We start from the raw sequence: 20860 nt of genomic DNA on the forward strand, positions 1-20860 counted from the left end.
TTTGCGGAGAGGTCGCCGTGGCTACGTGCTCGTTCAGCCGTTCCCGCAAAGTCGAAGAAGGGGTGGATGTGTCGGTGACCCTCTCAGGAGGCGTGCTCACCGTTGAAGAGTGGTGGCACTAACGTCCGCTTTGGGTCGAAAGCGGACATAGCTTACGTGTCAAATTCGGTCGGTTCCGACACCGGCAGCATAGCTGAACATTTCTGCGGGCCTACGAGTGTCGGAAGGCCGCGTCACAAGGTCTGCGATCGAAACCCGCGGACCGCCTCAGTCATGATCGGCCTCTGGCACCACCCGCCGCGCCGTCGTGCGTCCGGGTCAGCCGTTCGCCGCCCGCGTCAGCGACAGGAACACGTCCTCCAGGTCCGCCTCTTTGGTGGTCACGTCCACGATCCCCAGCCCATCGCGCGTGACCGCCGCCAGCACCTCGCCCGCATTCACCCGGTCCTTGCTGTACGTGATCTCCAGCGTGCGCGGGCTTTTCAAGAGGATGCGCTCGAAACAGGCGTTCTCGGGCGGGGCGGCGAGGTCGCGGTCGACCGTCACCGCGACGACCTTCTCCTGCGCCTTGTTCACCAGCTCGCGCGTGGGCTCGTTGGCGATGAGCTTGCCATGGTTGATGATGGCGATGCGGTCGCAGAGCTCTTCCGCCTCCTCCAGATAGTGCGTCGTCAGCACCACCGTCACGCCCTGCGCGTTCAGCTCGCGCACATAGGCCCAGAGCTGCTGGCGAAGCTCGATGTCGACGCCCGCGGTGGGCTCGTCGAGCACCAGCACGGGCGGGGAGTGCACCATCGCCTTGGCGACCATCAGCCGCCGCTTCATGCCGCCCGACAGCGTGCGGGCGTAGGCGTGCGCCTTGTCCTCCAGGTGCACGGCGCGCAGCAGCTCCATCGAGCGCCGCTCGCGCTTGGGCACGCCGTAGAGGCCGGCCTGGATCTCCAGCGTCTCGACGGGCGAGAAGAAGGGATCGAAGAGGATCTCCTGGTTGACGATGCCGATCGACGCCTTGGAGTTGCGCGGGTGCTCGTCGATGTCGAAGCCCCAGATCGACGCCCTACCGGAGGTCTTGTTGACCAGCCCGGCGAGGATGTTGATCAGCGTCGACTTGCCCGCGCCGTTCGGCCCCAGAAGCCCGAAAATCCGCCCACGCGGTACGTCGAAGGTGACGTCGTCGAGCGCGCGCTTGCCGCCCGCATAGGTCTTGCCAAGGCCCTGGATGCTGATCGCGGCGTCGCTCATACCCCTGCCGATAGGGACGCGGTGGCGGAGCCTCAACCCCGCTTGACTGCGTGCCCGAGTCTGCGGACATTCGGCGGTCCTTCACGCATGGGGAGGACGAATGACCGATCGCGCACTCTGCAAGCAATTGGGCGGTTACGGCCTGCTGACCGCCGAGATCCACTATTACATGCCGGACTACCCCGCGTTGCTGCAGCAGTTCGTCTGGCAGCAATACGACCTGGCCCCGCGCTTTCCCGAGCTGCACCGCTTTCTCGATCATTGGCGGCGGGAGGTGGAGGCGCCGCTCCATTCGATCCGCATCGCGCACAAGCACCTGATCGGCCCCGCCGAATGGCGCGCGGTGGACGGCGTGATCACGATAAATTGACCGGGGATTGAGGGCGGGCGCGGGCGCGGCTAATCAGCGCGTCATGCATCCGCCGCTCGAAATCTCCCGCGTCTCCACCCGCCGCGTCGCCTGCGATGGCGCGACCGACATCCCCGGCGGCGCCTCGCTCGGCCACCCGCGCGTGTACCTGCAGATCGACGAGACGGGTTACGTGGACTGCGGCTATTGCGACCGGCGCTTCGTGCTGATCGGGGGTCCTGCGGACGGGGCCGACCACGCGAAGCTGCACGACCGCGGGGATGGCGCGGGCCTGTAAGGCTTCTATATCGGAGCGCATGAACGCTCCCGCCGATCCCCGCCGCTTCCTCTACCGCGACCTCGATCCCGACACCGCCCAGCGCCTCACCGCGCAGGCGCTGGGCCAAGCGGACGACGGCGAGCTCTACCTGCAGTATCGCCGGTCCGAGGCGTTCGGCTTCGACGACGGGCGCTTAAAGACCGCGAGCTACGACACGCATGGTGGCTTCGGCCTGCGCGCCGTGTCGGGCGAGACGACCGCGTTCGCGCACGCCAACGAGCTCTCCGAAGCCGCGATCAAGCGCGCGGCGGAGACGATGGCGCTGATCGACCCCGCCAAGAACGGTCGCGCGGCCCCGCCGCCGCGGACCAACCGCCACCTCTACACCGACACCGACCCGCTCGACCTCGTGCCTTTCGCCGACAAGGTGAACCTCTGCCAGCGCATCGACGCCGCCGCCCGGGCGCGCGACCCGCGCGTGGCGCAGGTCTCGGTCGGGTTGTCGGGCAGCTGGTCGGTGGTCGAGATCGTCCGCGCCGACGGCTTCGTCGCGCACGACGTGCGGCCGCTGGTCCGACTCAACGTCCAGATCGTCGTCGAGCAGAACGGCCGGCGCGAGACGGGCAGCTTTGGCATCGGAGGCCGCTACCTCTACGACCGGCTGTTTGACGAGGCGACGTGGAACCGCGGGGTCGACGAGGCGCTGGCGCAGGCGCTCGTCAACCTCGACTCGGTCGCGGCGCCCGCGGGCGAGATGACGGTGCTACTCGGCTCCGGCTGGCCGGGCGTGATCCTGCACGAGGCGATCGGTCACGGGCTGGAAGGCGACTTCAACCGCAAGGGCACCTCCGCCTTCTCCGGCCGCATCGGCGAGCGCGTCGCGGCGCCGGGTGTCACGGTCGTGGACGACGGCTCCATCCCCGACCGCCGCGGCTCGCTGTCGATCGACGACGAGGGCACGCCCACGCGCGAAACGGTGCTGATCGAGGACGGCATCCTGAAGGGCTATATGCAGGACCGCCTGAACGCCCGGCTGATGGGCGTCGAGCCGACGGGCAACGGCCGTCGCGAGAGCTTCGCGCACGCGCCCATGCCGCGCATGACCAACACCTTCATGAAGGCCGGCCGCGACGATCCCGCCGAGCTGTTGAGCCGCGTCAAGCGCGGCATCTTCGCCAAGTCGTTCGGCGGCGGCCAGGTCGACATCGTCTCGGGCAAATTCGTGTTCAGCTGCACGGAGGCGTACATGGTCGAGGACGGCCGGGTCGGCGCGCCGATCAAGGGCGCGACGCTGATCGGCGACGGCCCCACGGTGCTGACCAAAGTGCTCGGCGTCGGCCACGACTTCGCGCTTGACGAGGGCATCGGCGTGTGCGGCAAGGGCGGCCAGTCGGTGCCCGCGGGCGTGGGCCAGCCGACGCTGCTGGTCGACGGGCTGACGGTCGGGGGCACCGCCGTCTGATATGTCGGCTCAGAGCGCTGAGCTTATTGCGGACACCGTTTCGCCGACGGACGCACGCGGTGCGAGGGTGCAACCGTTCTCGTCCGGCTCGAGCGGTTCCAGCGTCGCGAGCTGGCTTTCCAGCAAGGCGGCGGGCATGAAATGGTCCGCGCGCCGCTCCAGCCGCCGCGCGAGCTCGTGCGTCGGCACATCGAGCAGCACGAAGCGGCACGGCGCGGCCGCCGCGAGCCGGTCGCGGTAGCGGCGGCGCAGCGCGGAGCAGGCGAGGACGCTCCGCTCGCCCTTCGCCTCATGAGCGGCCAGCGCGTCGGCGAGCGAGTCGAGCCAGGGTGCGCGGTCGGCGTCGGTGAGCGGTTCGCCCGCGCGCATCTTCTCGACATTGGCGGGCGGGTGGAAGTCGTCGCCTTCGAGGAACAAGCAGCCCAGCGCGTCGGCGAGCGCGCGGCCCACCGCCGTCTTGCCCGCGCCCGATACGCCCATCATCACGATCTGCATCGCGCCCTTCCCGTTTGCGCCCCGCCTTTGCGCGGCGTAGCATCACCGGGCCGGAGCAGGGGAGGGCGCGATGGCCGAATTCTTCGACAGCATCACCGACGAGCATCGCGCCTTCATCGCGCGCCAGCCGGTGTTCTTCGTCGCCACCGCGGCCGCGGACGTGCGGATTAACCTCAGCCCCAAGGGCATGGACAGCTTCCGCGTGCTGGACGACCGCACCGCCGCCTATCTCGACGTGGGCGGGTCGGGCAACGAGACCAACGCGCACTTGCTCGCCGACGGGCGCATCACCGTGATGTTCTGCGCGTTCGAGAGCCCGGCGCTGATCATGCGCCTTTACGGCCGGGGGACGCCCGTGCTTCCGCAGGACGGGCGCTGGGGCGAGCTCGCGTCGCACTTCACCTTGCTGCCCGGCACGCGTCAGATCTTCGAGATCGCGGTGGATCAGGTGCAGACCTCGTGCGGCTGGGGCGTGCCGCACATGGAACTGGTGCGCGAGCGCGAGACGCTCCGGAAATTCGGCGCGAAGTTCACGCCCGAGCAGTTGCTCGACACATTCCAGCGGGAGAACGGCGCAAGCATCGACGGCCTGCCCGCGCGCGTGCCGACCGAGACGCCGCCCGGAATGCCGAATTGAGCCTCGTCGAGCTCGGCCGCTTCAACCGCAACGAAGCGCACATCGTCGTGGCGCGGCTGGAGGCGGACGGCATCCCGGCGATCGCGTTCGACGGCGAGACCTCGATCGGCGAGGGGAGCTGGTTCCTGATCCCCGTGCGCGTCATGGTGGACGAGGACGATCTCGACGACGCCCGCGCCGCGCTCGCCTAGGCCAACAGCAACGCCAGCGTGCCCGTCATCGATAGCGCGAGTAGTGCGGCGAGGCGCACCACCGACATCCACCACAGCCGCCGGTTCTCGTCCTTGCGGCCCATGCGCGTGACGAGCCACACCTCCTGCCGCCGCCAGGTGGTGACCAGCATCCAGCCCAGGATCGCGTCGGCGATGAGGAACGGGATCAGAAGCCCGATCACCGCCCGCGCGCCTCCCATTTCGCGCGGATCGTCTCCGACGTGTCGCGGCTGCCGTCATGGCTCCAGCCGGGCGGGCGCCAGAGGTAGCCGAGCTTGGCGCGCCAGCCGGGCGCGGCGCGTACGTCTCGCGCGATGCCGATCCATTCGTGGAACGCCGCCCAGAACAGGTGAAAGCTGCCCAGCTGGTGCACGATGCCGTAGCGCGGCCGGTCGTCGTCGCGTTCGCCCTCGAAGGTGCCGAACAGCTTGTCCCAGACGATGAACACGCCCGCATAGTTGCGGTCGAGGTAGCGCGCGTTGACGGCGTGGTGGACGCGGTGGTGCGAGGGCGTGTTCATCACCGCCTCAAACCAGCGGAGCATGCGGCCCACCGCCTCCGTGTGGATCCAGAACTGGTAGACGAGGTTCAACGCCGCCACGAAGAACACCATCGCGGGCGGAAAGCCGATGAGGAACAGCGGCAATCGCCAGATAAAGCCTAAGCTGATGAATCCCGTCCAGGTTTGTCGGAGCGCCGTGGACAGGTTGTAGTGCTGCGAACTGTGGTGGATCACGTGGCTCGCCCAGAACCAGCGCACGCGGTGCGCGGAGCGGTGAAACCAGTAATAAGCGAGGTCGTCGAGCACGAAGCAGAGCACGAACGCCCACCAGGCGTAGGGTATGTCGAGCAACCGGAAGCCGTGCACCCAAGTCGCGATCGCGAACACCGCGCCTGCCGAGAGCGCGCCCGCGACCGTGCTCCCCAGCCCGAGCCCCAAGCTCGTCAGCGTATCGCGCGGGCAGTAGCGGCGGCGGTCCTTGGCCCAGGCCCATAACATCTCCGCGAGCACCAGGACGACGAAACCCGGCACGGCGTAATCGACGGGATCGGGCAGCGCGGGCTCCACGCCGCGGAGCCTACGCCTTCATCGACTGCGGGGCCAGCCGCCGCATGTCAAGCTGATCGACGCCCGCGACGGCGATGCGCCCGCCGAAGCGCTTCTCGCCCGTGTCGACGACGATGCCGTCGGCGGTGGCGGCGATCTGCTTCCAGCCGACCTCGCGCACCGCGAGCTGCGCGCCATGGCGCTTCACCACCGCGACGCGCTCGCCGCGTTTATCCACCGCCAGCGCCGCCAACCCGTCCGCGCCCACCACCGCGCCGCCCGTGACGAAGCCGGGCAGCGAGTGCTCGACGGCGTCGGCCGCCTCCTCGACGCTGCCGATCTTGACGTCGCGGCCCAGCCGCAGCCACCAGGCCGCGCCCGACAGGGCCAGGATCGCGGCGGCCGAGCCGCCCAGCATCAGCCAGTTCATTCAGCCCCCGCGAGCGCGTCCAGCATCGGGCGGATCGCGGACAGGTCGTAGCCCGCGCCGCGCGCCTGATGGACCAGCAGCTCGGGATCGCGGCCGGCCTTGGCGGCGGCGAGCGCCCACAGGTTGCACGAGCGCGTGCCCGAGCGGCAATAGGCGAGCACCGGCCCGCCCGCCTCCACCAGCGCCCGCGCCATGGCGTCGAGCTGCGGATGGCTGAACCCCGCGCCGGTGACGGGCACATGCGTGTATCCGAGCCCCGCCGCCTTCGCCGCCGCGCGGATTTCGTCACCGGACGGCTGGCCCGCCTCCTCGTCGTCGGGACGGTTGTTGACGACCGCGACATAGCCCGCGGCCTTGATGGCGGGGATGTCGTCGGCTGAGATCTGCGGGGCGACCGCGACGCTCTCGTTCAGGGGGCGGATGTCCATGCGCCTGCGCTAGCCCGTTGCGGTTTCAGGGTGAAGGGCACGGATGCGTAACGAGGTCACGCCGCGGCGCGGATCACCTCCAGGAACGCGTCGCCATAGGCGTCGAGCTTGCGCGCACCGACACCCGACAGCACCGCCAGCTCCGCCCGGCTCGTCGGCCGGCGCGCGGCCATGTCGCGCAGCGTCGAGTCGTGGAAGATCACGTAAGGAGGCACGCCACCCTCTTTGGCGAGCTCGCGCCGGCGCTCGCGCAATGCCTCGAACAGCGGATCGTCGGCCGGGTTGGCCGCGGCGGCGGCCCCGCGGGCGCGGCGTTCGCGGCGGGGCTGGGGAACGACGGACAGGGTCGCCTCGCCTTTCAGGAGCGCGCGGGCACCCGGCCCGAATTCCAGCCCGCCATGCTCGTTCGCGCGCAGCGCGTCGCGGAGCAGGAGCGCGCGGCCGACCGGCTTCAGCAGCGCCGCCTCCTCCGCGTCGACGATGTCCCATACCGACAGGTTCTCGTGCCCGTTCATCAGGCTGCGCTCGGTCGACTTACCCGTCAGGACCTGCTCGATATAGGTGACGCCGAACATCTGCCCCGTGCGGAACACGGCGGACAGGAACTTGCGCGCGAGCTCGGTGGCGTCGACCGCGCCCGACGCGCCCAGGCAGTTGTCGCAGTTGCCGCAGTCGGCGGGCGCATCCTCGCCGAAATGCCGGAGCAGCACTTGGCGCCGGCATCCGCCCGTCTCGACCAGCGCCGACAGCGACTGGAGCCGCGCCGCCTCGCCCGCGCGGCGCTCGGGCTCGACCTCGTCGATGCGCTGGCGCGCGCGCACGAAATCCTCCGCGCCCCAGAACAGGTGCGCGACCGACGGGTCGCCGTCGCGGCCCGCGCGGCCCGTCTCCTGGTAATAGGCCTCGATCGATTTCGGCAGGCCTGCGTGGACCACGAAGCGCACGTCCGGCTTGTCGATGCCCATGCCGAAGGCGACGGTGGCGCAGATCACCATGTCCTCCGACGCGACAAAATCGGCCTGGTTCTTGGCGCGGATCGCCGGGTCGAGCCCCGCATGATAGGCGCGCACCGGCCGGCCCGTGCTGGCGAGCGACGCCGCCATCTTCTCGGTCCCCGCCCGGCTCTGGACATAGACGATGCCCGGCCCGGGCGTCCGGCGGATAATGTCGGCGACCTGGCGCGGCGTGCTCGTCTTGGGCGTTACATGATAGCGGATGTTGGGCCGGTCGAACCCCGATACGATCAGCCCGTCCGCCGGGATGCCGAGCTGAGCGAGGATGTCGGCGCGCGTGTGCGCGTCCGCCGTCGCCGTCAGCGCCAGCCGCGACACGTCGGGGAACGAGTCCATCAACGGCTTCAAGAGCCGGTAATCGGGCCGGAAGTCGTGCCCCCATTCGCTGACGCAGTGCGCCTCGTCGATCGCGAACAGCGCCAGGTCGGCCTGGGACAGGAGTTCGCGGAAGCTCTGCCCCGACGCGCGCTCGGGCGCGACGTAGAGCAGGTCGAGCTCGCCGCCCCGCAGGCGCGAGCGCGTCTCCGCCTGGTTGGCGTCGACCGAGGTCAGCGTCGCCGCGCGGATGCCCACCGCCTCCGCCGCGCGCAGCTGGTCGTGCATCAGCGCGATGAGCGGCGACACGACGACGCAGGTGCCGTGCAACATCACGGCCGGCAGCTGATAAGTCAGCGACTTGCCCGCGCCCGTCGGCATGACCGCGAGCGTGCGCTGGCCGCCGAGCACGCGCTCGACGACCTGGCGCTGGACGCCGCGGAAATCGGGAAAGCCGAAGACGCGTTGGAGTGTGGGAAGGGGGTCGGGAAGCATCGGGTGCAGCGGGAGATAGGCGTTCGGCTTCCGGAAATCACGCCCGCCGCGCGCCTTTCTCCAGCCATTTTCGGCTGCTCGAAGCGGAGGGGACGACGGGGAGGGGACGCATGCTGCGATGGTTGACGACGGCGGCGCTGCTGGCGGCCGCGGGCGGCGCGGCGAAGCAGGGCGAGCTGGTCATCGCCCCGGACGGCATGCGCCCGAGCAGCATCGCCGGCGTGCCCGCGCGGTTGCGCGTCGATCCCGCCGCGCCCGGCATGCCCGTTCTGAACCCGGCGCTCGCCGCGCGGGCGGGGCTGAAACCCGGCCCGTTCGCCGCGAGCTACGCGGTCGGCCCGGTGACGATCGCCGGTCGGACGGCGGTGGCGCGCATCGACCTCGGCGCAGGGCCCATAAAACGGCGCGTCACCTGGACCGCGCGCACCTACTCCGACACGGCCGACGCGGTCGTCGGCCCCGGCGGGCTGCCCGACCCGGTGATCCGTTTCCAGCTACGCGCGCCGCGGCCGGGCGAGCGTGTGGTGGCGCTGCCGATAGCGAAGGCGGGCGGGTTGTTCGGCGGCTGGGGCCTGACCTTCGCCGCGCTGACCGTCGACGGCGAGCCCATGCGCGTCCGTTTCGACCCGCGCCGCCCCACCACGGCGACCGCCGGCGCGGGTGTCGCGCTCGCTCGCGCGCAAGGCGGGGCGCTGGAGGGCTCGCCCACCACGACCGACATCGCCTGGGGCGTCCAGCGACCGGTCCGCACGCTGCGCCTGGAACGCCCGCTGATCGTCGGCCCGATCCGGCTCGACCGGCTGCTGGTGCGCGTATCCGATTACGGCGGCACGAGTTCGATCGCCGACGCCGCCGCGCCGCCGCCCGATCCCGACGAGGTGGTGGTAACCGCCAAAGGCAAGCGCGACCGGAGCCGCGACGTCCTGACGATCGGCCGCGACCAGCTCGACCGCTGCTCGTCGCTGACCTTCGACAAGCGGGCGCGGCAGGTGCGGCTGAGCTGCGCCTGACGGCAACCCGCGCCCGCACGGGTGCGTTCGGCCGGGCATGCGTGCCGTTCCCCTTATCCTGCTCCTCGCCGCCTGCGCCGAGGAGCGTGCGCCCGAGCCGGCCCCCTCCGCGCCGATCGTCGGCGCGGTGCCGCCGAAAGCCGTGCTGCCCTCGCCGACGCCCTCCGCCTCGCCCCGGTCGGTCGCGGCGCTGACGGCGGAGGGCTGGGGACCGCTCCGGGTCGGGATGACGCGCGCCCAGGTGGAAGCGGCGCTCGGACCCGACGCCGAGCCGAATGCGGTCGGCGGGCCGGAGCCGGATAGGTGCGACCAGTTCCGCCCGGCCCGCGCGCCGGAGGGCCTGATCGTGATGATCGAGGACGGGCGGCTCACCCGCGTGTCGCTGGTCGAGGGCGCGGCGCTCCGCACCGATCGCGGCCTGGGGCTCGGCGCGACCGCGGCGCAGGTCCGCGCCGCTTATGGCCGGTCGCTAGACGAGAAGCCGCACGCCTATGCGCACCCGCCGGGGCTGTACCTCACGCATTGGGCGACGCGGGGGACGGGCGACGCGCCCGATGCCGATCATCTCGCGGCCACCGACGCTCGGGGCATCCGCTACGAGACGGGCGCAACGGGCCGCGTGGAGGCGATCCATGCGGGCGGGCCGAGCATCCAATATGTGGAGGGATGCAGCTGACGCGCGCCGAACTCCACAGGCGGGCGGACGGCCGTTCCCGACCGTCCGCCCGCCGCGTGACGAACCGCGAGTCGTTTACCGCTCGCGGACGGTGCCGTCCGGGCTGGTCACCGTGCGCTGGCGATCGATCACCGGCCGCTCGCCCTTCTCCTTGTAGAAGGACCGCGAACTCGACCGGATCGTGCCATCGGGCCGGACCGCGGTGCGCGTCGTCGAGCGCGCTCGCTCGTCGTCGTCGCGTGCCATGGCGCGGGCGCGCTGGCGCGCGGTGCTGTTCTCGGTGTTGAAGCGGGCGTCGGCGTCCGTCGAGGCGGTGCCGCCGTCGCCGGCGACCGCGTAGCCGCCGCCCGACGCGCCCACCGCGCCGTTCCCGCTCGTGCCCGAGCCGTAGGTGCCGGCCTGGACCTGGCGGTCGGTTGGCGTCGAGGAGGACGAGCCGCCCGTCCGCGTCTGCGCCGCCGCGGCGCCGCTCAGCGCCAGGGCGGAGGCGAGAAGAATGAGATTACGCATACTGGTCACTCCTTTGGCGGACGATCGTCGACGGTGATCGTGCAGCCGTTCGCGTCGCGCCGCACCGTGGTGGAGCGCCGGACGCCGTCGACGGTGGAGCTGCTCGTCGCGACGCTCGAACCGCCGCCCGACGAGGAACTGGATGAGCTCACCGACACCGAGCTGCTCGACGCACCCGAGCTGTGCGAGGAGGCCGATACGCCGCCTTCCTCGGTGCTTACGCTCGTTTCGATCACGCGGCCGTCCGCGGTGTAGTGGATGCGCCGGCACTGTTCCGGGGCGGACCCGGCCAGCGCGGCGACGAAGAGGATCGCGCCCATGGCGGGATGGAGGGCGGGCGCGGGGCCCGCCCCCTCGATCCTTACTGCGGACGGTCGCCCGAGTTGGCCGTCGAGTCGCCATAGACCTCGGCGGTCGAACCCTGGCGCGTCGCCTGGCCGTACGCGTCCACCGCGGTCGAGCTCGACTGGCGGCCCGAACCGGTGGCGGTGCCGCCCGCGGTCACGCCGCCCGTGGCGCGGTTGCGGTCGGTGTAGATCGTGCCCGAGCCGTAGGTCGAGGACGAGTTGCCGCCGCGGCGCTGCATGCGCTGCTGGCGCCGCTGCTCGCGCTGGGACATGCCCTGGTCGTTGGTGCCGGCGGTGGCGCCGCCCGCGACCGAGCCGTGGGGCGAGGAGGCGCTGGCGCCGCCGCCCGCCGTGGTCTGCGCCATGGCCGAAGTGCCGAGCAGCCCGGCGGCCGCGATCGTCGCAATCATCAGAGGTTTACGCATAACATCTGCTCCTTAGATCGGCGCCGCTGCTGTTGAGCGGACCGGGGGCAAGACGCTTCAGCTCTGGAATGGTTCAACGATCAAAGTAAAATTGTCATTGCGAGAAGGCAACGACAACAAAGGTCTGTTTCTACTAAGATCTAAGTAGGTGAACATGTCAGCGAATTGGGCCTAATTACAACGCGGATGCGGGCCTGTACTGCACATGAACGTTCCGTTTCCGCTCGGTTCATCTTGAAAACAGCTGCCGCCGAGGCGGGCAACTGTCTCAGGCGCATGACACACGCCGCCTACTCGGCCGCGAGCGCGTCGTCGGCCTCCTCGCGCTCGGACGCCTGGCGCGCCCACATCTCAGCGTAGAGGCCATCCCTGCGGAGCAGCTGCGCGTGGGTCCCGCGCTCGGCCGCGCGGCCGCCGTCGAGCACGACGATCTCGTCCGCGTCGACCACCGTCGACAGCCGGTGCGCGATGACGATGGTGGTGCGTCCCCGCTCGATCTCGCGGAGTGTGTCGAGGATCGCCGCCTCCGTACGGCTGTCGAGCGCGCTGGTCGCCTCGTCCAGGATCAGGATCGGCGGGTCCTTGAGCAGCGTGCGCGCGATGGCGACGCGCTGCTTCTCGCCGCCCGACAGCTTTAGCCCCCGCTCGCCGACGCGCGTGTCGTAGCCGTCCGTTTGCGCCTCGATGAACTCGGCGATCGACGCGCCGCGCGCCGCCGCGCGTACCTCGTCGGGGCTCGCGTCCTCGCGGCCGTACGCGATGTTGTAGCCGATCGTGTCGTTGAACAGCACCGTGTCCTGGGGCACGATGCCGATCGCGGCGCGCAGGGACGCCTGGGTTACGTCGCGCAGGTCCTGCCCGTCGATCGTGATGCGCCCGTCGGTGACGTCGTAGAAGCGGAACAGGAGGCGCCCCAGCGTCGACTTGCCCGCGCCCGACGGGCCGACCACCGCGACCGTCTTGCCGCCGGGTATGTCGAGGTCGATGCCCTGAAGGATTTCGCGCTCGCCCTCGTAGCCGAAGCGTACGTTCTCGAAGCGCACGCGGCCCGCCGTCACCGCAAGCGGCGGCGCGCCGGGCCTGTCGCGGATCTCGGCGGAGGTGTCGATCAGCTCGAACATGGCGGCCATGTCCGTCACGCCCTGGCGGATCGTGCGGTACACCATGCCGAGCAGGTCGAGCGGGCGGAACAGCTGGCTGAGCAGCGTCGACACGAACACCACGTCGCCCGCCGAGAAGCGCCCCGACGACCAGCCAAACGCGACCACGCCCATCGCCAGCGCCAGCATCGCGTTGGTGATGAAGCTCTGGCCCACATTGAGCCAGGCGAGCGAGTTCTCGTTCCGGACAGCCGCGTCGGTATAGGCGGCGACGGCGCGCTCGTAGCGGCGGCTCTCGCGCTCCTCCGCGCCGAAATACTTCACCGTCTCGAAATTCAGGAGCGAGTCGACCGCGTGCGCCACCGCGCCCGTGTCAAGGTCGTTCATGCGGACGCGGAGCTGGTTGCGCCAGTCGGTCACCTTGCGCGTGAAGACGATGTACACCGCGACCATCACCACCGTCGCCGCGACCAGCCACGTCCCGAAGTCGAAGGCGAAGATGGTGAGCACGATGCCGAGCTCGAGAATCGTCGGCGCGATGTTGAACAGGAGGAAGTAGAGCATCGTGTCGATGCTCTTGGTTCCCCGCTCGACCACCTTGGTCACCGCGCCCGTGCGCCGCTCCAAATGGAAGCGGAGCGAGAGCCGATGCAGGTGCCGGAACACGTCCGCCGACAGCCGCCGGGCGGCGTCCTGCCCGACGCGCTCGAACACGGCGTTGCGGAGATTGTCGAACAGCGTCCCCAGGAAGCGCGACAGCGCGTAGGCGACCACGAGCCCGACGACGATCCACACCAGCCCGCGGTCGCCGGCCGCCATGCGGTCGACCGCGAACTTCAGCGTGTACGCCGCGCCGAACACCTGGACGAGCTTGGTCGCGACCACCAGCAGCATCGCCAGCACGATGCGCAGGCGCAGGCCCGGCTCGTGCTTGGGCCAGAGATACGGGAGAAAGCGCCGGAGCGTCGGCCAGAGCGGCTCCGTGGGCTGGGTCGGGGAGGCGGGGGGCATCGCCCCGCAATGTGGGGGTAGGGGGCGGCGAGGCAAGCGCGACCACTTAGTTCCTCCCCCGCTTACAGCGGGGGAGGGGGACCGCGCCCGCAGGGCGTGGTGGTGGGGGGCGTAGGTCGATCAGCGACAAGCCGGGGGCTTGTCGCCGACCGGAGCCGGCCTGCGGAGCAGGCCGTGGGCGATGCCGCATCCCATAGCTCCCCCTCCACCAGCCTGCGGCCGGTCCCCCTCCCCCACAACTGCGTTGCGGGGGAGGAATTCAGAAAGTCACTTCGCCGCCGTCTGCGCGTTCAGCCCCCGCACATACTCCGCCCCGTGCTTCACCTGCGCGCTCGACGCGGCCAGGGTCTGCCCGATCGGCTCCGCGCGTCCGCCGAGGCACGGTGCCAGGAAGTTCTCCGCCACCGCATTGAACGCGATGTTGTTCGCGGGGCGGGCGAAGCCGTGGCCCTCGTCGGGAAAGAGCACGTAGGTGACCGGAATGTTCTTCGCCTTCATTACCTCGACGATCTGGTCCGACTCGCGCACGTTGACGCGCGGGTCGTTGGCGCCTTGGCCGATGAGGAGCGGCTTCTTGATCCGGTCCACATATGTCAGCGGGCTACGTTCCTTGAGCAGCGCGCGGCCCTCCTCCGTGTTCGGGTCGCCCATGCGCTTGTAGAATTGCAGCTTCACCGCCTCCCAATAGGGCGGGATCGTCTGGAGGAGCGTGAACAGGTTGGAGGGTCCCACGATGTCGACGCCGCACGCGAACTTGTCGGGCGTGAAGGTCAGCCCGGCCAGCGTCGCGTAGCCGCCGTAGCTGCCGCCCATGATCGCCACCTTGTCGGGCGTGGTCACGCCCTGCTTCACCGCCCAGTCGACGGCGTCGATCAGGTCGTCGTGCATCTTGCGGCCCCATTGCAGGTCGGCCGCGGAGACAAACTTTTTCCCGAAGCCGGTGGAGCCGCGATAGTTGACGCTCATCACCGCGTAACCGCGATTGGCGAGCCACTGGTGCGTGGAGTTGTAGCCGTAGCCGTCGCGCGCCCACGGGCCGCCGTGCACGACGAGCACCATCGGCGCGGGGCGGTCCTCATAGCCCGCCGGCCGCGTCAGGTAGCTCACCATCGTCAACCCGTCGCGCGCGGGCACCTCCACCGCCTGCATCGGGCGGAGCGGCGCGCCGACGAGCTCCGGCCGGCTGACATATAGCCGCGTCAGCCGCTTGGCCGCGCGGTCGTACAGGTGCGTCTCCGACGGCGCGCTGACGGGATCGAAGGTGACGAGCCACTTGTCGTCCGCGTCGGTGCGCGAGGTGACGTAGAACTCGCCCTTGTTCTGCTTGCGCAGGAAGTCGAGGTCGCCGCGGACGGAGGCGTCCACCGGCTTGTACTCGTTCTTGAGGTAATAATCGGCATAGGCCTGGAGCCGCCCAGTCTTGGGGTCGAACAGCCCGCCCGACACGTCCGCCTTGGCCGACTGCGCGACGGGCGTCATGCGGCCGGTGGCCACGTCCTGCGCGAAGATCGCCGCCTGGTCGCGCCCGCGCGCGTCCGTCCAGTAGAGGATCTTGCCGTCGCGCGTGAAGGCGAGCGGCGCGGTGGTCTGCGAGTCGTCGAGCCCGTAGCTCACGACGGGCTTCGCCTCGACGGTGCCGTCGACGATGCGGAACCAGTCGCTGCCTGCGTCGGCGCGGGGCTTGGCGGCGAGCCTGAGATTCAGCTGCTCGTCGGCCACGAAGCTCGAATAGCCGTCGTTCCTGAACACGAGGTCGAGCTTCCCCGTCGCGGGCTGGAGGCTGTACACGTCGTGCCAGCGCGGGTCGCGGTTGTTGACGCCGATGAGCACGCGGTCGGTGACCGTCTTGCTCACCTTGACCGGGATCACGCGCGTCTTCTGGAACGGCGTGAGGTTCTTCTGTTCCCCGCTCGCGACGTCGACGCCGTAGAGCAGGAAGTTCTCGTCGCCGCCCACGTCGTTGATGAACATGATCTGCCGGCTGTCGGGCGACCAGAAGGTCTGGCGGATCGGGCGCAGCTTCTCGGCGGTGAGCGGCTTGGCCTGGTCGGGCGCGGTCGCGGGCGCGACCCACACGTTCATCACGCCGTCGCGCGGCGCCAGGAAGCTGATCCAGCGCCCGTCGGGCGACAGCTGCCCGCCGGCGCGCGTCGGGTTGCCGAACAGCTTGGCGCGCTCGATCAGCGGCACCGGCGGGGCGGCACCCTGCTGGGCCGGTGCGGCCCCCGTCATCAACAACGCCCCCGTCGCCAGAAACAACGCCTTGGTCGCATCGCGCATGACATGCCTCCTCCGTTATGACGGGAGTGTGCCCGAAGCGGTCCGATGCGACAAGCCGTTGGAACCTCGCGATTTCGGAGCCGTTTCCGCCGCGGTTGTAAGGGGTCCGCGTTTATGGAACCGGTGTATTTCATTCTGGCCATCATGGGGTGCGGCGACGGCCAGGCCGCGTGTCAGGAGCAGCGGGTCGAGCCCGTCCGCTACGAGACCGCCGCCGAGTGCCGCGCGGCCATGCCGGTGGCGCTCCAGCGCCATACCGACATCGACTTCCCCGTCGTCAGCGCCGCCTGCCGCGCGAGCGGGCCGGTGATGGTGAAGAACGAGGTGAAGCGCCCGCGCGGCTGAGCGGGACTCCGTCCGCCCGACATGATACCCTTCTCCCGGGAACAGGGAGAAAGGCCATGCGCAGATTCTTGTCCGTCGTCGGCGGCGCCGTCGTCGCGATCGTCGTCATGCTCGCCCTCGAATCGCTCGCCCATGCGGTCGCAGGCGGCCGACCCGCCTCGGTCGAGGCGATGAGCACGCCCGCCAAGCTGATGGTGCTCGCCGGTTACTTCCTCGGCACCTTCGCCGGCGCGCTTGCCGCGCTGCGCCTGTCCGGCTGGCCGGCCGCCGCGTGGATCGTGGGCGTGCTGGTGCTCGCGGGCGGCGTCGCCAATCTCGTGACGATCCCGCATCCGCTATGGATGCAGACGGCGACGCTGCTGCTTCCGGCGCTCGCCGTGGCCGCGGCGCTACGGCTCGGTCAACGCCGCGGCCTGGTCCATAATTCGGCCGGCCGCGGCGTACCCGCGTAAGCCGCCCGCCGCGCCGCCTGGCTCCAGGCGCGCGCGATCCAGCCGAGCTTGGCCGCGCCGGACGTGCTCACCCGCCGTTCCAGCGCGGCCTCCCCGCGTGCGCGGACCTTGCGTGCGATGTCGCCGTAGATGCCCGCCGCCGCCAGCACCGCCCAGGCCGAGCGGAAGGAGAGGGCGGGCGTGCCGCCGCGCGCGCTCGCCTCGTACCGCTCCGCCCTGTCCGCCAACCGCGCGCCCAACCGCGCCAGCGCGGGCCGGTTCTCGGGCAGGAGCAGCATCGCCTCGCTCAATCCCATCTCGCCCAGCCAGTCGCGCGGCAGGTAGCAGCGTCCGGCCTTCGCATCCTCGGCCAAGTCGCGCGCGATATTGGCGAGCTGGAACGCGAGCCCCAGGTCGCACGCGCGGTCGAGCGTCGCCTCGTCGTCTGGCGATACACCCATGACGACCGCCATCATCAGCCCGACGACGCCCGCGACATGGTAGCAGTAGAGGTAGAGGTCGCACTCGCTCACCGGCCGCCAGCCGTCCGCGTCGAGCTCGAACCCGCGGATGAGGTCGCGCGGCCATTCGGGCGGCATGGCGCACTCGCCCGCGACGATGCGGAGCGCGTCGAACGCTGGGTCGCCGACGATCCGGCCGCTGAGCGCCTCCTCCGTCATCGCCCTGATCTCGGCGAGGCGCGCCTGCGGGTCCGCCACTCGGCTCATGCCGTGGCCGTGATCCTGCCCGTCGGCAATGTCGTCGCAGCGCCGACACCAGGCGTAGAGCAACCAGGCCCGCTCGCGCGTGCGCCGGTCGAACAAAGTGCTCGCCGCCGAGAAGCTCTTCGACCCCCGCGCGATCGACTCGCGCGCGGTCGCCACGATCGCCTCGCGGGTGGGCAGCTCGCGCGTCAAAGGTCCGCGGCGCTCATCCTGACGATGGGCTGGGTGGGCACGTGCTCGCCCATGCGCGCCAAGAGCTCGGGCAGCGTACCCGCGACGATGAGCAGGTCCCGGTGCTGCGGCCGGAGGAAGCCAACCTCCGCCATCTTCCACCAGAACTCGATCAGCGCGTCGTAATAGCCCGCGCTGTTGAGCAGCCCCACCGGCTTCTCGTGATAGCCGAGCTGCGCCCAGGAGAGCGCTTCCCACAGCTCGTCCATCGTCCCCGTGCCGCCGGGGATGGTGACGAAGCCGTCCGACAAATCGGTGAACGCGGCTTTGCGCTCGTGCATACCGGACACGACGTGGAGCTCGGAGAGCCCGCGATGCGCCACCTCCGCGTCGACCAGCGCCTGCGGGATCACGCCCACCACCTCGCCGCCCGCCCCGAGCGCCGAGTCCGCCACCGCGCCCATCAGCCCCAGCCGGCCGCCGCCGTACACGACGCCGATGCCGCGCTCCGCCAAGCCCCGCCCGACCTCGCGCGCGGTCTCCAGATATACGGGGTCCGCCGGCGTCGCCGACCCGCAGTAAACGGCCAGGCGCCTCACGCTTCAAATCCTCCTCTGCAAGGGGAGGGGGACCAGCCGCAGGCTGGTGGGGGGGTATCCCCATCGAAAAGGTGATCCGACGCTTGCGATCGGGGACACCCCTCCGTCACGCCTGCGGCGTGCCACCTCCCTTTGCAGGGGAGGACTAGCGAGTTGCTCAACGCGCGCCCTCCAGCATCAGCCGTGCCGTCGCCTTGGCGGAGCCCACCACGCCCGGGATGCCCGCGCCCGGGTGCGTGCCGGCGCCGACGAAGAAGAGGTTGGGGATGTCGTCGTCGCGGTTGTGCACGCGGAAGAACGCGCTCTGCGTCAGGATCGGCTCCAGGGAGAAAGCGCTGCCGAGATGCGCGTTCAGGTCGGTCGAGAAATCGGCTGGCGAGTAGGAGAACTTGGTCACGATGCGCTCGTGGATGTCGGGGATGAGCCGGCGGCCAACCTCGTCCAGGATGCGCTTCTCCAGCACGGGCGCGACCTCCGCCCAGTCGCGCGGGAACTTGCCCATGTGCGGCACGGGGGCGAGCGCGTAGAAGGTCGAATGCCCTTCCGGCGCCAGCGACGGGTCGGTCACCGTCGGATGGTGCAGGTAGAGCGAGAATTCCTCCGCCACCACGCCGTGGTCGTAGATGTCCGACAACAGCCCTTTATACCGCGGCCCGAACAGGATCATGTGGTGCGGGATGCCGGGCCAGGTGCCCTTGATCCCGAAATGCACCACGAACAGTGAAGGCGAGTAGCGCTTGCGCTCCAGCCTGGCCGTGGTCCGCTTCGCGCTGCGGTTGTCGCCGAGCAGGTCGCGATAGCTGTGCATCACGTCGGCGTTGGTCGCGACCGCGTCGGCGTTGATCGCGTAGCCGCCCTTGGTCACCACGCCCGTCGCGCGGTCGCCCAAGGTCTCGATGGTCGCGACCGGGTCGCCGAGGCGCAGCGTGCCGCCGATCCGCTCGAAATGCTTCACCATGCCGGCGACCAGCCGGTTGGTGCCGCCCTTGGCGAACCACACGCCGCCGTCGCGCTCCAGCTTGTGAATGAGCGCGTAGATGGCGCTCGTGGTCATCGGGTTGCCGCCGACGAGCAGCGTGTGGAAGCTCAAGGCCTCGCGCAGCTTCTCGTTCTTCACGAACCTGGACACGATTGAATAAACCGACCGCCACGCCTGGTACTTGGCGAGCGCGGGCGCCGCCTTCACCATCGAGCCGAAGTCGAGGAACGCAACGTGGCCGAGCTTCTCATAGCCCTCGCGGAACACGCCCTCCGAATAGGCTAGGAAGCGCTGATAGCCCGCGACGTCCTCGGGATTGAGCTTGGCGATCTCGCCGCGCAGCACCTGGTCGTCGTTGGTGTAGTCGAAGTTGGTCCCGTCCGCCCAATTGAGCCGGTAGAAGGGCGTGACCGGCACCAGCTCGACGTCCTCCGCGATGTCGCGGCCCGTCAGCGCCCAGAGCTCCTGGAGGCAGGGTGGATCGGTGATGACGGTGGGCCCGCCGTCGAAGGTGAAGCCGTCGCGCTCCCAATAATAGGCGCGCCCGCCCGGCTTGTCCCGGCCTTCGACGATCGTGGTCTTCACCCCCGCCGACTGCAGCCGGATCGCGAGCGCCAGCCCGCCGAACCCGGACCCGATAACGACCGCGCTCTTCAACGCACCCCCCGAATGGCGGAGAGGGCGCGCCCCACGGGCACGGGCGGCCTGCCCATGAGGATGCGGGCCTTGTCCTTCATCGTCGAACGTCCTGCGTAGAAGCGGCCGATCAGCTTGCGATCGAGCCGGTAGAAGCGTTGGAGGACGCGGTAGCGCGCCTGCGGTTCCGCCGCGCGGAACAACATCGCGTCCAGCATCCGGTAGAAGCGCCGCGCCTGCCAGCAAGCCCGCGCATAGTCGTAGGTGGCCTGGTGGAGGTCCGCGCCCGCGAAATCGCGCCGTTTCGCGAGAGTGACCGCAAGCCTCACCGCGTCGGGCAGCGAATAGCCGGTGGTGGGGTGGAACAGTCCCGCGCGCATGCCCGCCTTGGCGACGCGCGCGCCGCCCGAGCGCCAATAGCTGTCGAAATCGCCCCCGATCGCGACGGGAAGCACGCCCTGCTCCTCGCGCACCGTGCGCCCCGCCCAGCCCTTGTCGGCGGCGTAGCGGTCGAGCCGGTGCGACACCGCGCGCGCGTTCAGCGTGGGCGAGTCGCTGTAATAGGTGTCCTCCAGGAACACGCGCCGCTCCGCGAACGGCATCACGTACATGAAGCGGTAGCCGTCGACCTGGCGCACGGTGGCGTCCATGACGACGGGCCGCTCGACGTCGTGCGGCTCGTCCAGCTCGAGCTCGCGGCCGAGGAACTTCTGCCAGCCCAGCTCCAGGGTCGACAAGTCGGCGGCGCCGCGCGCGTCGATCACGCCCGTCGCCTCCAGCCGCTCGCCGTCCTGCATCGCCACCGCGGTGGGGCTGATGCTCGCGACCTTGCGCCCCAGCATGACGCGCTCGGGCGGGAGCGTACGGCGCACCACCTCGTCGAGCCGGGCGCTCTCGATCGAGTAGTAGGTCGCCGGGATCGTGCGGGCGTGCGCGGGGAAGCGCACGTCGTAATCGCGCCAGGCGTGCACCACGAGCGGCGCCAGCAGCCAGCGGTCGGCGTCCGCCACGTCGGTCCCGAAAAAGGACCAGAGATGGTTGCCGCCGACGCTGTCGCCCGCGTCGATCAGGCGCACGTCGAGCTCGGGGTGCTTCTTGGCCAGCGCCAGCGCGAGAAGGCCGCCCGCCAGCCCCGCGCCGACGATCGCCACGTCGCACGCACCGTGGTTTGAAGGATGGGCCATCCCGGCCCGACTAGCCGACAAGGGC

General features: G+C 70.2%; 25 protein-coding genes. 10 read left to right on the forward strand and 15 right to left on the reverse strand.

The window, feature by feature from the left end; genetic code table 11:
• Positions 1 to 318 precede the first annotated feature (318 nt).
• Complete coding sequence (locus CKY28_RS12125; RefSeq protein WP_095998650.1) at positions 319 to 1242, reverse strand: ABC transporter ATP-binding protein; 924 nt, start codon at positions 1240 to 1242, stop codon at positions 319 to 321.
• 100 nt (positions 1243 to 1342) lie between these two features.
• Here CKY28_RS12125 and CKY28_RS12130 point away from each other — a divergent pair, with 100 nt between their 5' ends.
• The 3 genes from CKY28_RS12130 to tldD are packed head-to-tail and all read left to right on the forward strand — an operon-like array spanning position 1343 to position 3333.
• Positions 1343 to 1612, forward strand: coding sequence for an usg protein (locus CKY28_RS12130; protein WP_095998651.1), 270 nt, complete (start codon positions 1343 to 1345; stop codon positions 1610 to 1612).
• A gap of 43 nt (positions 1613 to 1655) precedes the next feature.
• Positions 1656 to 1889, forward strand: a complete 234-nt coding sequence (locus tag CKY28_RS12135; RefSeq protein ID WP_095998652.1) for a zinc-finger domain-containing protein — start codon at positions 1656 to 1658, stop codon at positions 1887 to 1889.
• Positions 1890 to 1908: 19 nt separating this feature from the next.
• Positions 1909 to 3333, forward strand: a complete 1425-nt coding sequence (gene tldD / locus CKY28_RS12140; RefSeq protein ID WP_095998653.1) for a metalloprotease TldD — start codon at positions 1909 to 1911, stop codon at positions 3331 to 3333.
• Between the two features lie 9 nt (positions 3334 to 3342).
• Here the strand turns inward: tldD and CKY28_RS12145 are convergent, their stop codons facing one another.
• Positions 3343 to 3828 (reverse strand): gluconokinase, encoded by a 486-nt coding sequence (locus tag CKY28_RS12145; RefSeq protein ID WP_245841827.1) that lies wholly within the window; start codon positions 3826 to 3828, stop codon positions 3343 to 3345.
• A 70-nt stretch (positions 3829 to 3898) separates the two neighbouring features.
• On the opposite strand from CKY28_RS12145, the gene CKY28_RS12150 reads away from it, so the two are divergent.
• Both CKY28_RS12150 and CKY28_RS12155 read left to right on the forward strand, forming a co-directional pair.
• Positions 3899 to 4465 (forward strand): pyridoxamine 5'-phosphate oxidase family protein, encoded by a 567-nt coding sequence (locus CKY28_RS12150; protein WP_095998654.1) that lies wholly within the window; start codon positions 3899 to 3901, stop codon positions 4463 to 4465.
• Complete coding sequence (locus CKY28_RS12155) at positions 4462 to 4656, forward strand: putative signal transducing protein (RefSeq protein WP_095998655.1); 195 nt, start codon at positions 4462 to 4464, stop codon at positions 4654 to 4656. Before CKY28_RS12150 ends, CKY28_RS12155 begins: the two co-directional genes overlap by 4 nt.
• Here the strand turns inward: CKY28_RS12155 and CKY28_RS12160 are convergent.
• From CKY28_RS12160 to recQ, 5 genes are all read right to left on the reverse strand, one after another.
• Positions 4653 to 4859 carry a hypothetical protein gene (locus tag CKY28_RS12160; RefSeq protein WP_141243922.1) on the reverse strand — a complete coding sequence of 69 codons (207 nt, stop codon included), beginning with the start codon at positions 4857 to 4859 and terminating at the stop codon, positions 4653 to 4655. The two genes, CKY28_RS12155 and CKY28_RS12160, sit on opposite strands and share 4 nt — an antisense overlap.
• The gene (locus tag CKY28_RS12165) at positions 4856 to 5677 is read right to left on the reverse strand and encodes a sterol desaturase family protein (protein WP_095999205.1); all 822 of its coding nucleotides are present in this window, start codon (positions 5675 to 5677) and stop codon (positions 4856 to 4858) included. Before CKY28_RS12165 ends, CKY28_RS12160 begins: the two co-directional genes overlap by 4 nt.
• A 79-nt stretch (positions 5678 to 5756) precedes the next feature.
• Positions 5757 to 6155 (reverse strand): hypothetical protein, encoded by a 399-nt coding sequence (locus tag CKY28_RS12170; RefSeq protein WP_095998657.1) that lies wholly within the window; start codon positions 6153 to 6155, stop codon positions 5757 to 5759.
• Positions 6152 to 6583, reverse strand: a complete 432-nt coding sequence (locus CKY28_RS12175) for a protein tyrosine phosphatase family protein (protein ID WP_095998658.1) — start codon at positions 6581 to 6583, stop codon at positions 6152 to 6154. The genes CKY28_RS12170 and CKY28_RS12175 overlap by 4 nt, the downstream gene beginning before the upstream one ends.
• Before the next feature lie 56 nt (positions 6584 to 6639).
• Positions 6640 to 8406, reverse strand: coding sequence for a DNA helicase RecQ (gene recQ / locus CKY28_RS12180; RefSeq protein WP_095998659.1), 1767 nt, complete (start codon positions 8404 to 8406; stop codon positions 6640 to 6642).
• 110 nt (positions 8407 to 8516) lie between these two features.
• Between recQ and CKY28_RS12185 the strand changes: the two genes are divergently transcribed.
• Both CKY28_RS12185 and CKY28_RS12190 read left to right on the forward strand, forming a co-directional pair.
• Entirely contained in the window at positions 8517 to 9416 is a 900-nt protein-coding gene (locus tag CKY28_RS12185) for a hypothetical protein (RefSeq protein ID WP_095998660.1), read from the forward strand.
• A gap of 37 nt (positions 9417 to 9453) precedes the next feature.
• Positions 9454 to 10092, forward strand: a complete 639-nt coding sequence (locus CKY28_RS12190) for a hypothetical protein (RefSeq protein WP_095998661.1) — start codon at positions 9454 to 9456, stop codon at positions 10090 to 10092.
• Between the two features lie 75 nt (positions 10093 to 10167).
• Here CKY28_RS12190 and CKY28_RS18710 read toward each other — a convergent pair whose 3' ends face one another.
• Positions 10168 to 10602: a hypothetical protein gene (locus CKY28_RS18710; RefSeq protein WP_095998662.1), complete on the reverse strand. Its 435-nt coding sequence runs from the start codon at positions 10600 to 10602 to the stop codon at positions 10168 to 10170.
• A gap of 33 nt (positions 10603 to 10635) precedes the next feature.
• Between CKY28_RS18710 and CKY28_RS18715 the strand changes: the two genes are divergently transcribed.
• Entirely contained in the window at positions 10636 to 10857 is a 222-nt protein-coding gene (locus CKY28_RS18715) for a hypothetical protein (RefSeq protein ID WP_095998663.1), read from the forward strand.
• Between the two features lie 106 nt (positions 10858 to 10963).
• Here CKY28_RS18715 and CKY28_RS12205 read toward each other — a convergent pair whose 3' ends face one another.
• The 3 genes from CKY28_RS12205 to CKY28_RS12215 form a co-directional block, all read right to left on the reverse strand.
• A complete protein-coding gene (locus tag CKY28_RS12205) occupies positions 10964 to 11374 on the reverse strand; it encodes a hypothetical protein (protein ID WP_141243924.1) in 411 nt (136 codons plus the stop codon).
• Between the two features lie 290 nt (positions 11375 to 11664).
• On the reverse strand, positions 11665 to 13485 hold the full coding sequence (locus CKY28_RS12210) for an ABCB family ABC transporter ATP-binding protein/permease (RefSeq protein ID WP_095998665.1): 1821 nt from the start codon (positions 13483 to 13485) through the stop codon (positions 11665 to 11667).
• 267 nt (positions 13486 to 13752) lie between these two features.
• Positions 13753 to 15765, reverse strand: coding sequence for a S9 family peptidase (locus CKY28_RS12215; protein ID WP_095998666.1), 2013 nt, complete (start codon positions 15763 to 15765; stop codon positions 13753 to 13755).
• A 114-nt stretch (positions 15766 to 15879) separates the two neighbouring features.
• Here CKY28_RS12215 and CKY28_RS12220 point away from each other — a divergent pair, with 114 nt between their 5' ends.
• The gene (locus CKY28_RS12220; protein ID WP_095998667.1) at positions 15880 to 16110 is read left to right on the forward strand and encodes a hypothetical protein; all 231 of its coding nucleotides are present in this window, start codon (positions 15880 to 15882) and stop codon (positions 16108 to 16110) included.
• A 56-nt stretch (positions 16111 to 16166) separates the two neighbouring features.
• Positions 16167 to 16562 (forward strand): hypothetical protein, encoded by a 396-nt coding sequence (locus CKY28_RS12225; RefSeq protein ID WP_095998668.1) that lies wholly within the window; start codon positions 16167 to 16169, stop codon positions 16560 to 16562.
• Here the strand turns inward: CKY28_RS12225 and CKY28_RS12230 are convergent.
• The 4 genes from CKY28_RS12230 to crtY form a co-directional block, all read right to left on the reverse strand.
• Positions 16511 to 17458: a phytoene/squalene synthase family protein gene (locus CKY28_RS12230; protein ID WP_095998669.1), complete on the reverse strand. Its 948-nt coding sequence runs from the start codon at positions 17456 to 17458 to the stop codon at positions 16511 to 16513. The genes CKY28_RS12225 and CKY28_RS12230 overlap by 52 nt on opposite strands.
• Positions 17455 to 18036 carry an LOG family protein gene (locus tag CKY28_RS12235; RefSeq protein ID WP_095998670.1) on the reverse strand — a complete coding sequence of 194 codons (582 nt, stop codon included), beginning with the start codon at positions 18034 to 18036 and terminating at the stop codon, positions 17455 to 17457. Before CKY28_RS12235 ends, CKY28_RS12230 begins: the two co-directional genes overlap by 4 nt.
• Before the next feature lie 157 nt (positions 18037 to 18193).
• Positions 18194 to 19672: a phytoene desaturase gene (locus CKY28_RS12240; RefSeq protein ID WP_095998671.1), complete on the reverse strand. Its 1479-nt coding sequence runs from the start codon at positions 19670 to 19672 to the stop codon at positions 18194 to 18196.
• Positions 19669 to 20835: a lycopene beta-cyclase CrtY gene (gene crtY, locus CKY28_RS12245; protein ID WP_095998672.1), complete on the reverse strand. Its 1167-nt coding sequence runs from the start codon at positions 20833 to 20835 to the stop codon at positions 19669 to 19671. The genes CKY28_RS12240 and crtY overlap by 4 nt, the downstream gene beginning before the upstream one ends.
• Positions 20836 to 20860 lie beyond the last annotated feature (25 nt).

The organism is Sphingomonas lenta (assembly GCF_002288825.1).
Classification (GTDB): Bacteria; Pseudomonadota; Alphaproteobacteria; order Sphingomonadales; family Sphingomonadaceae; genus Sphingomonas; species Sphingomonas lenta.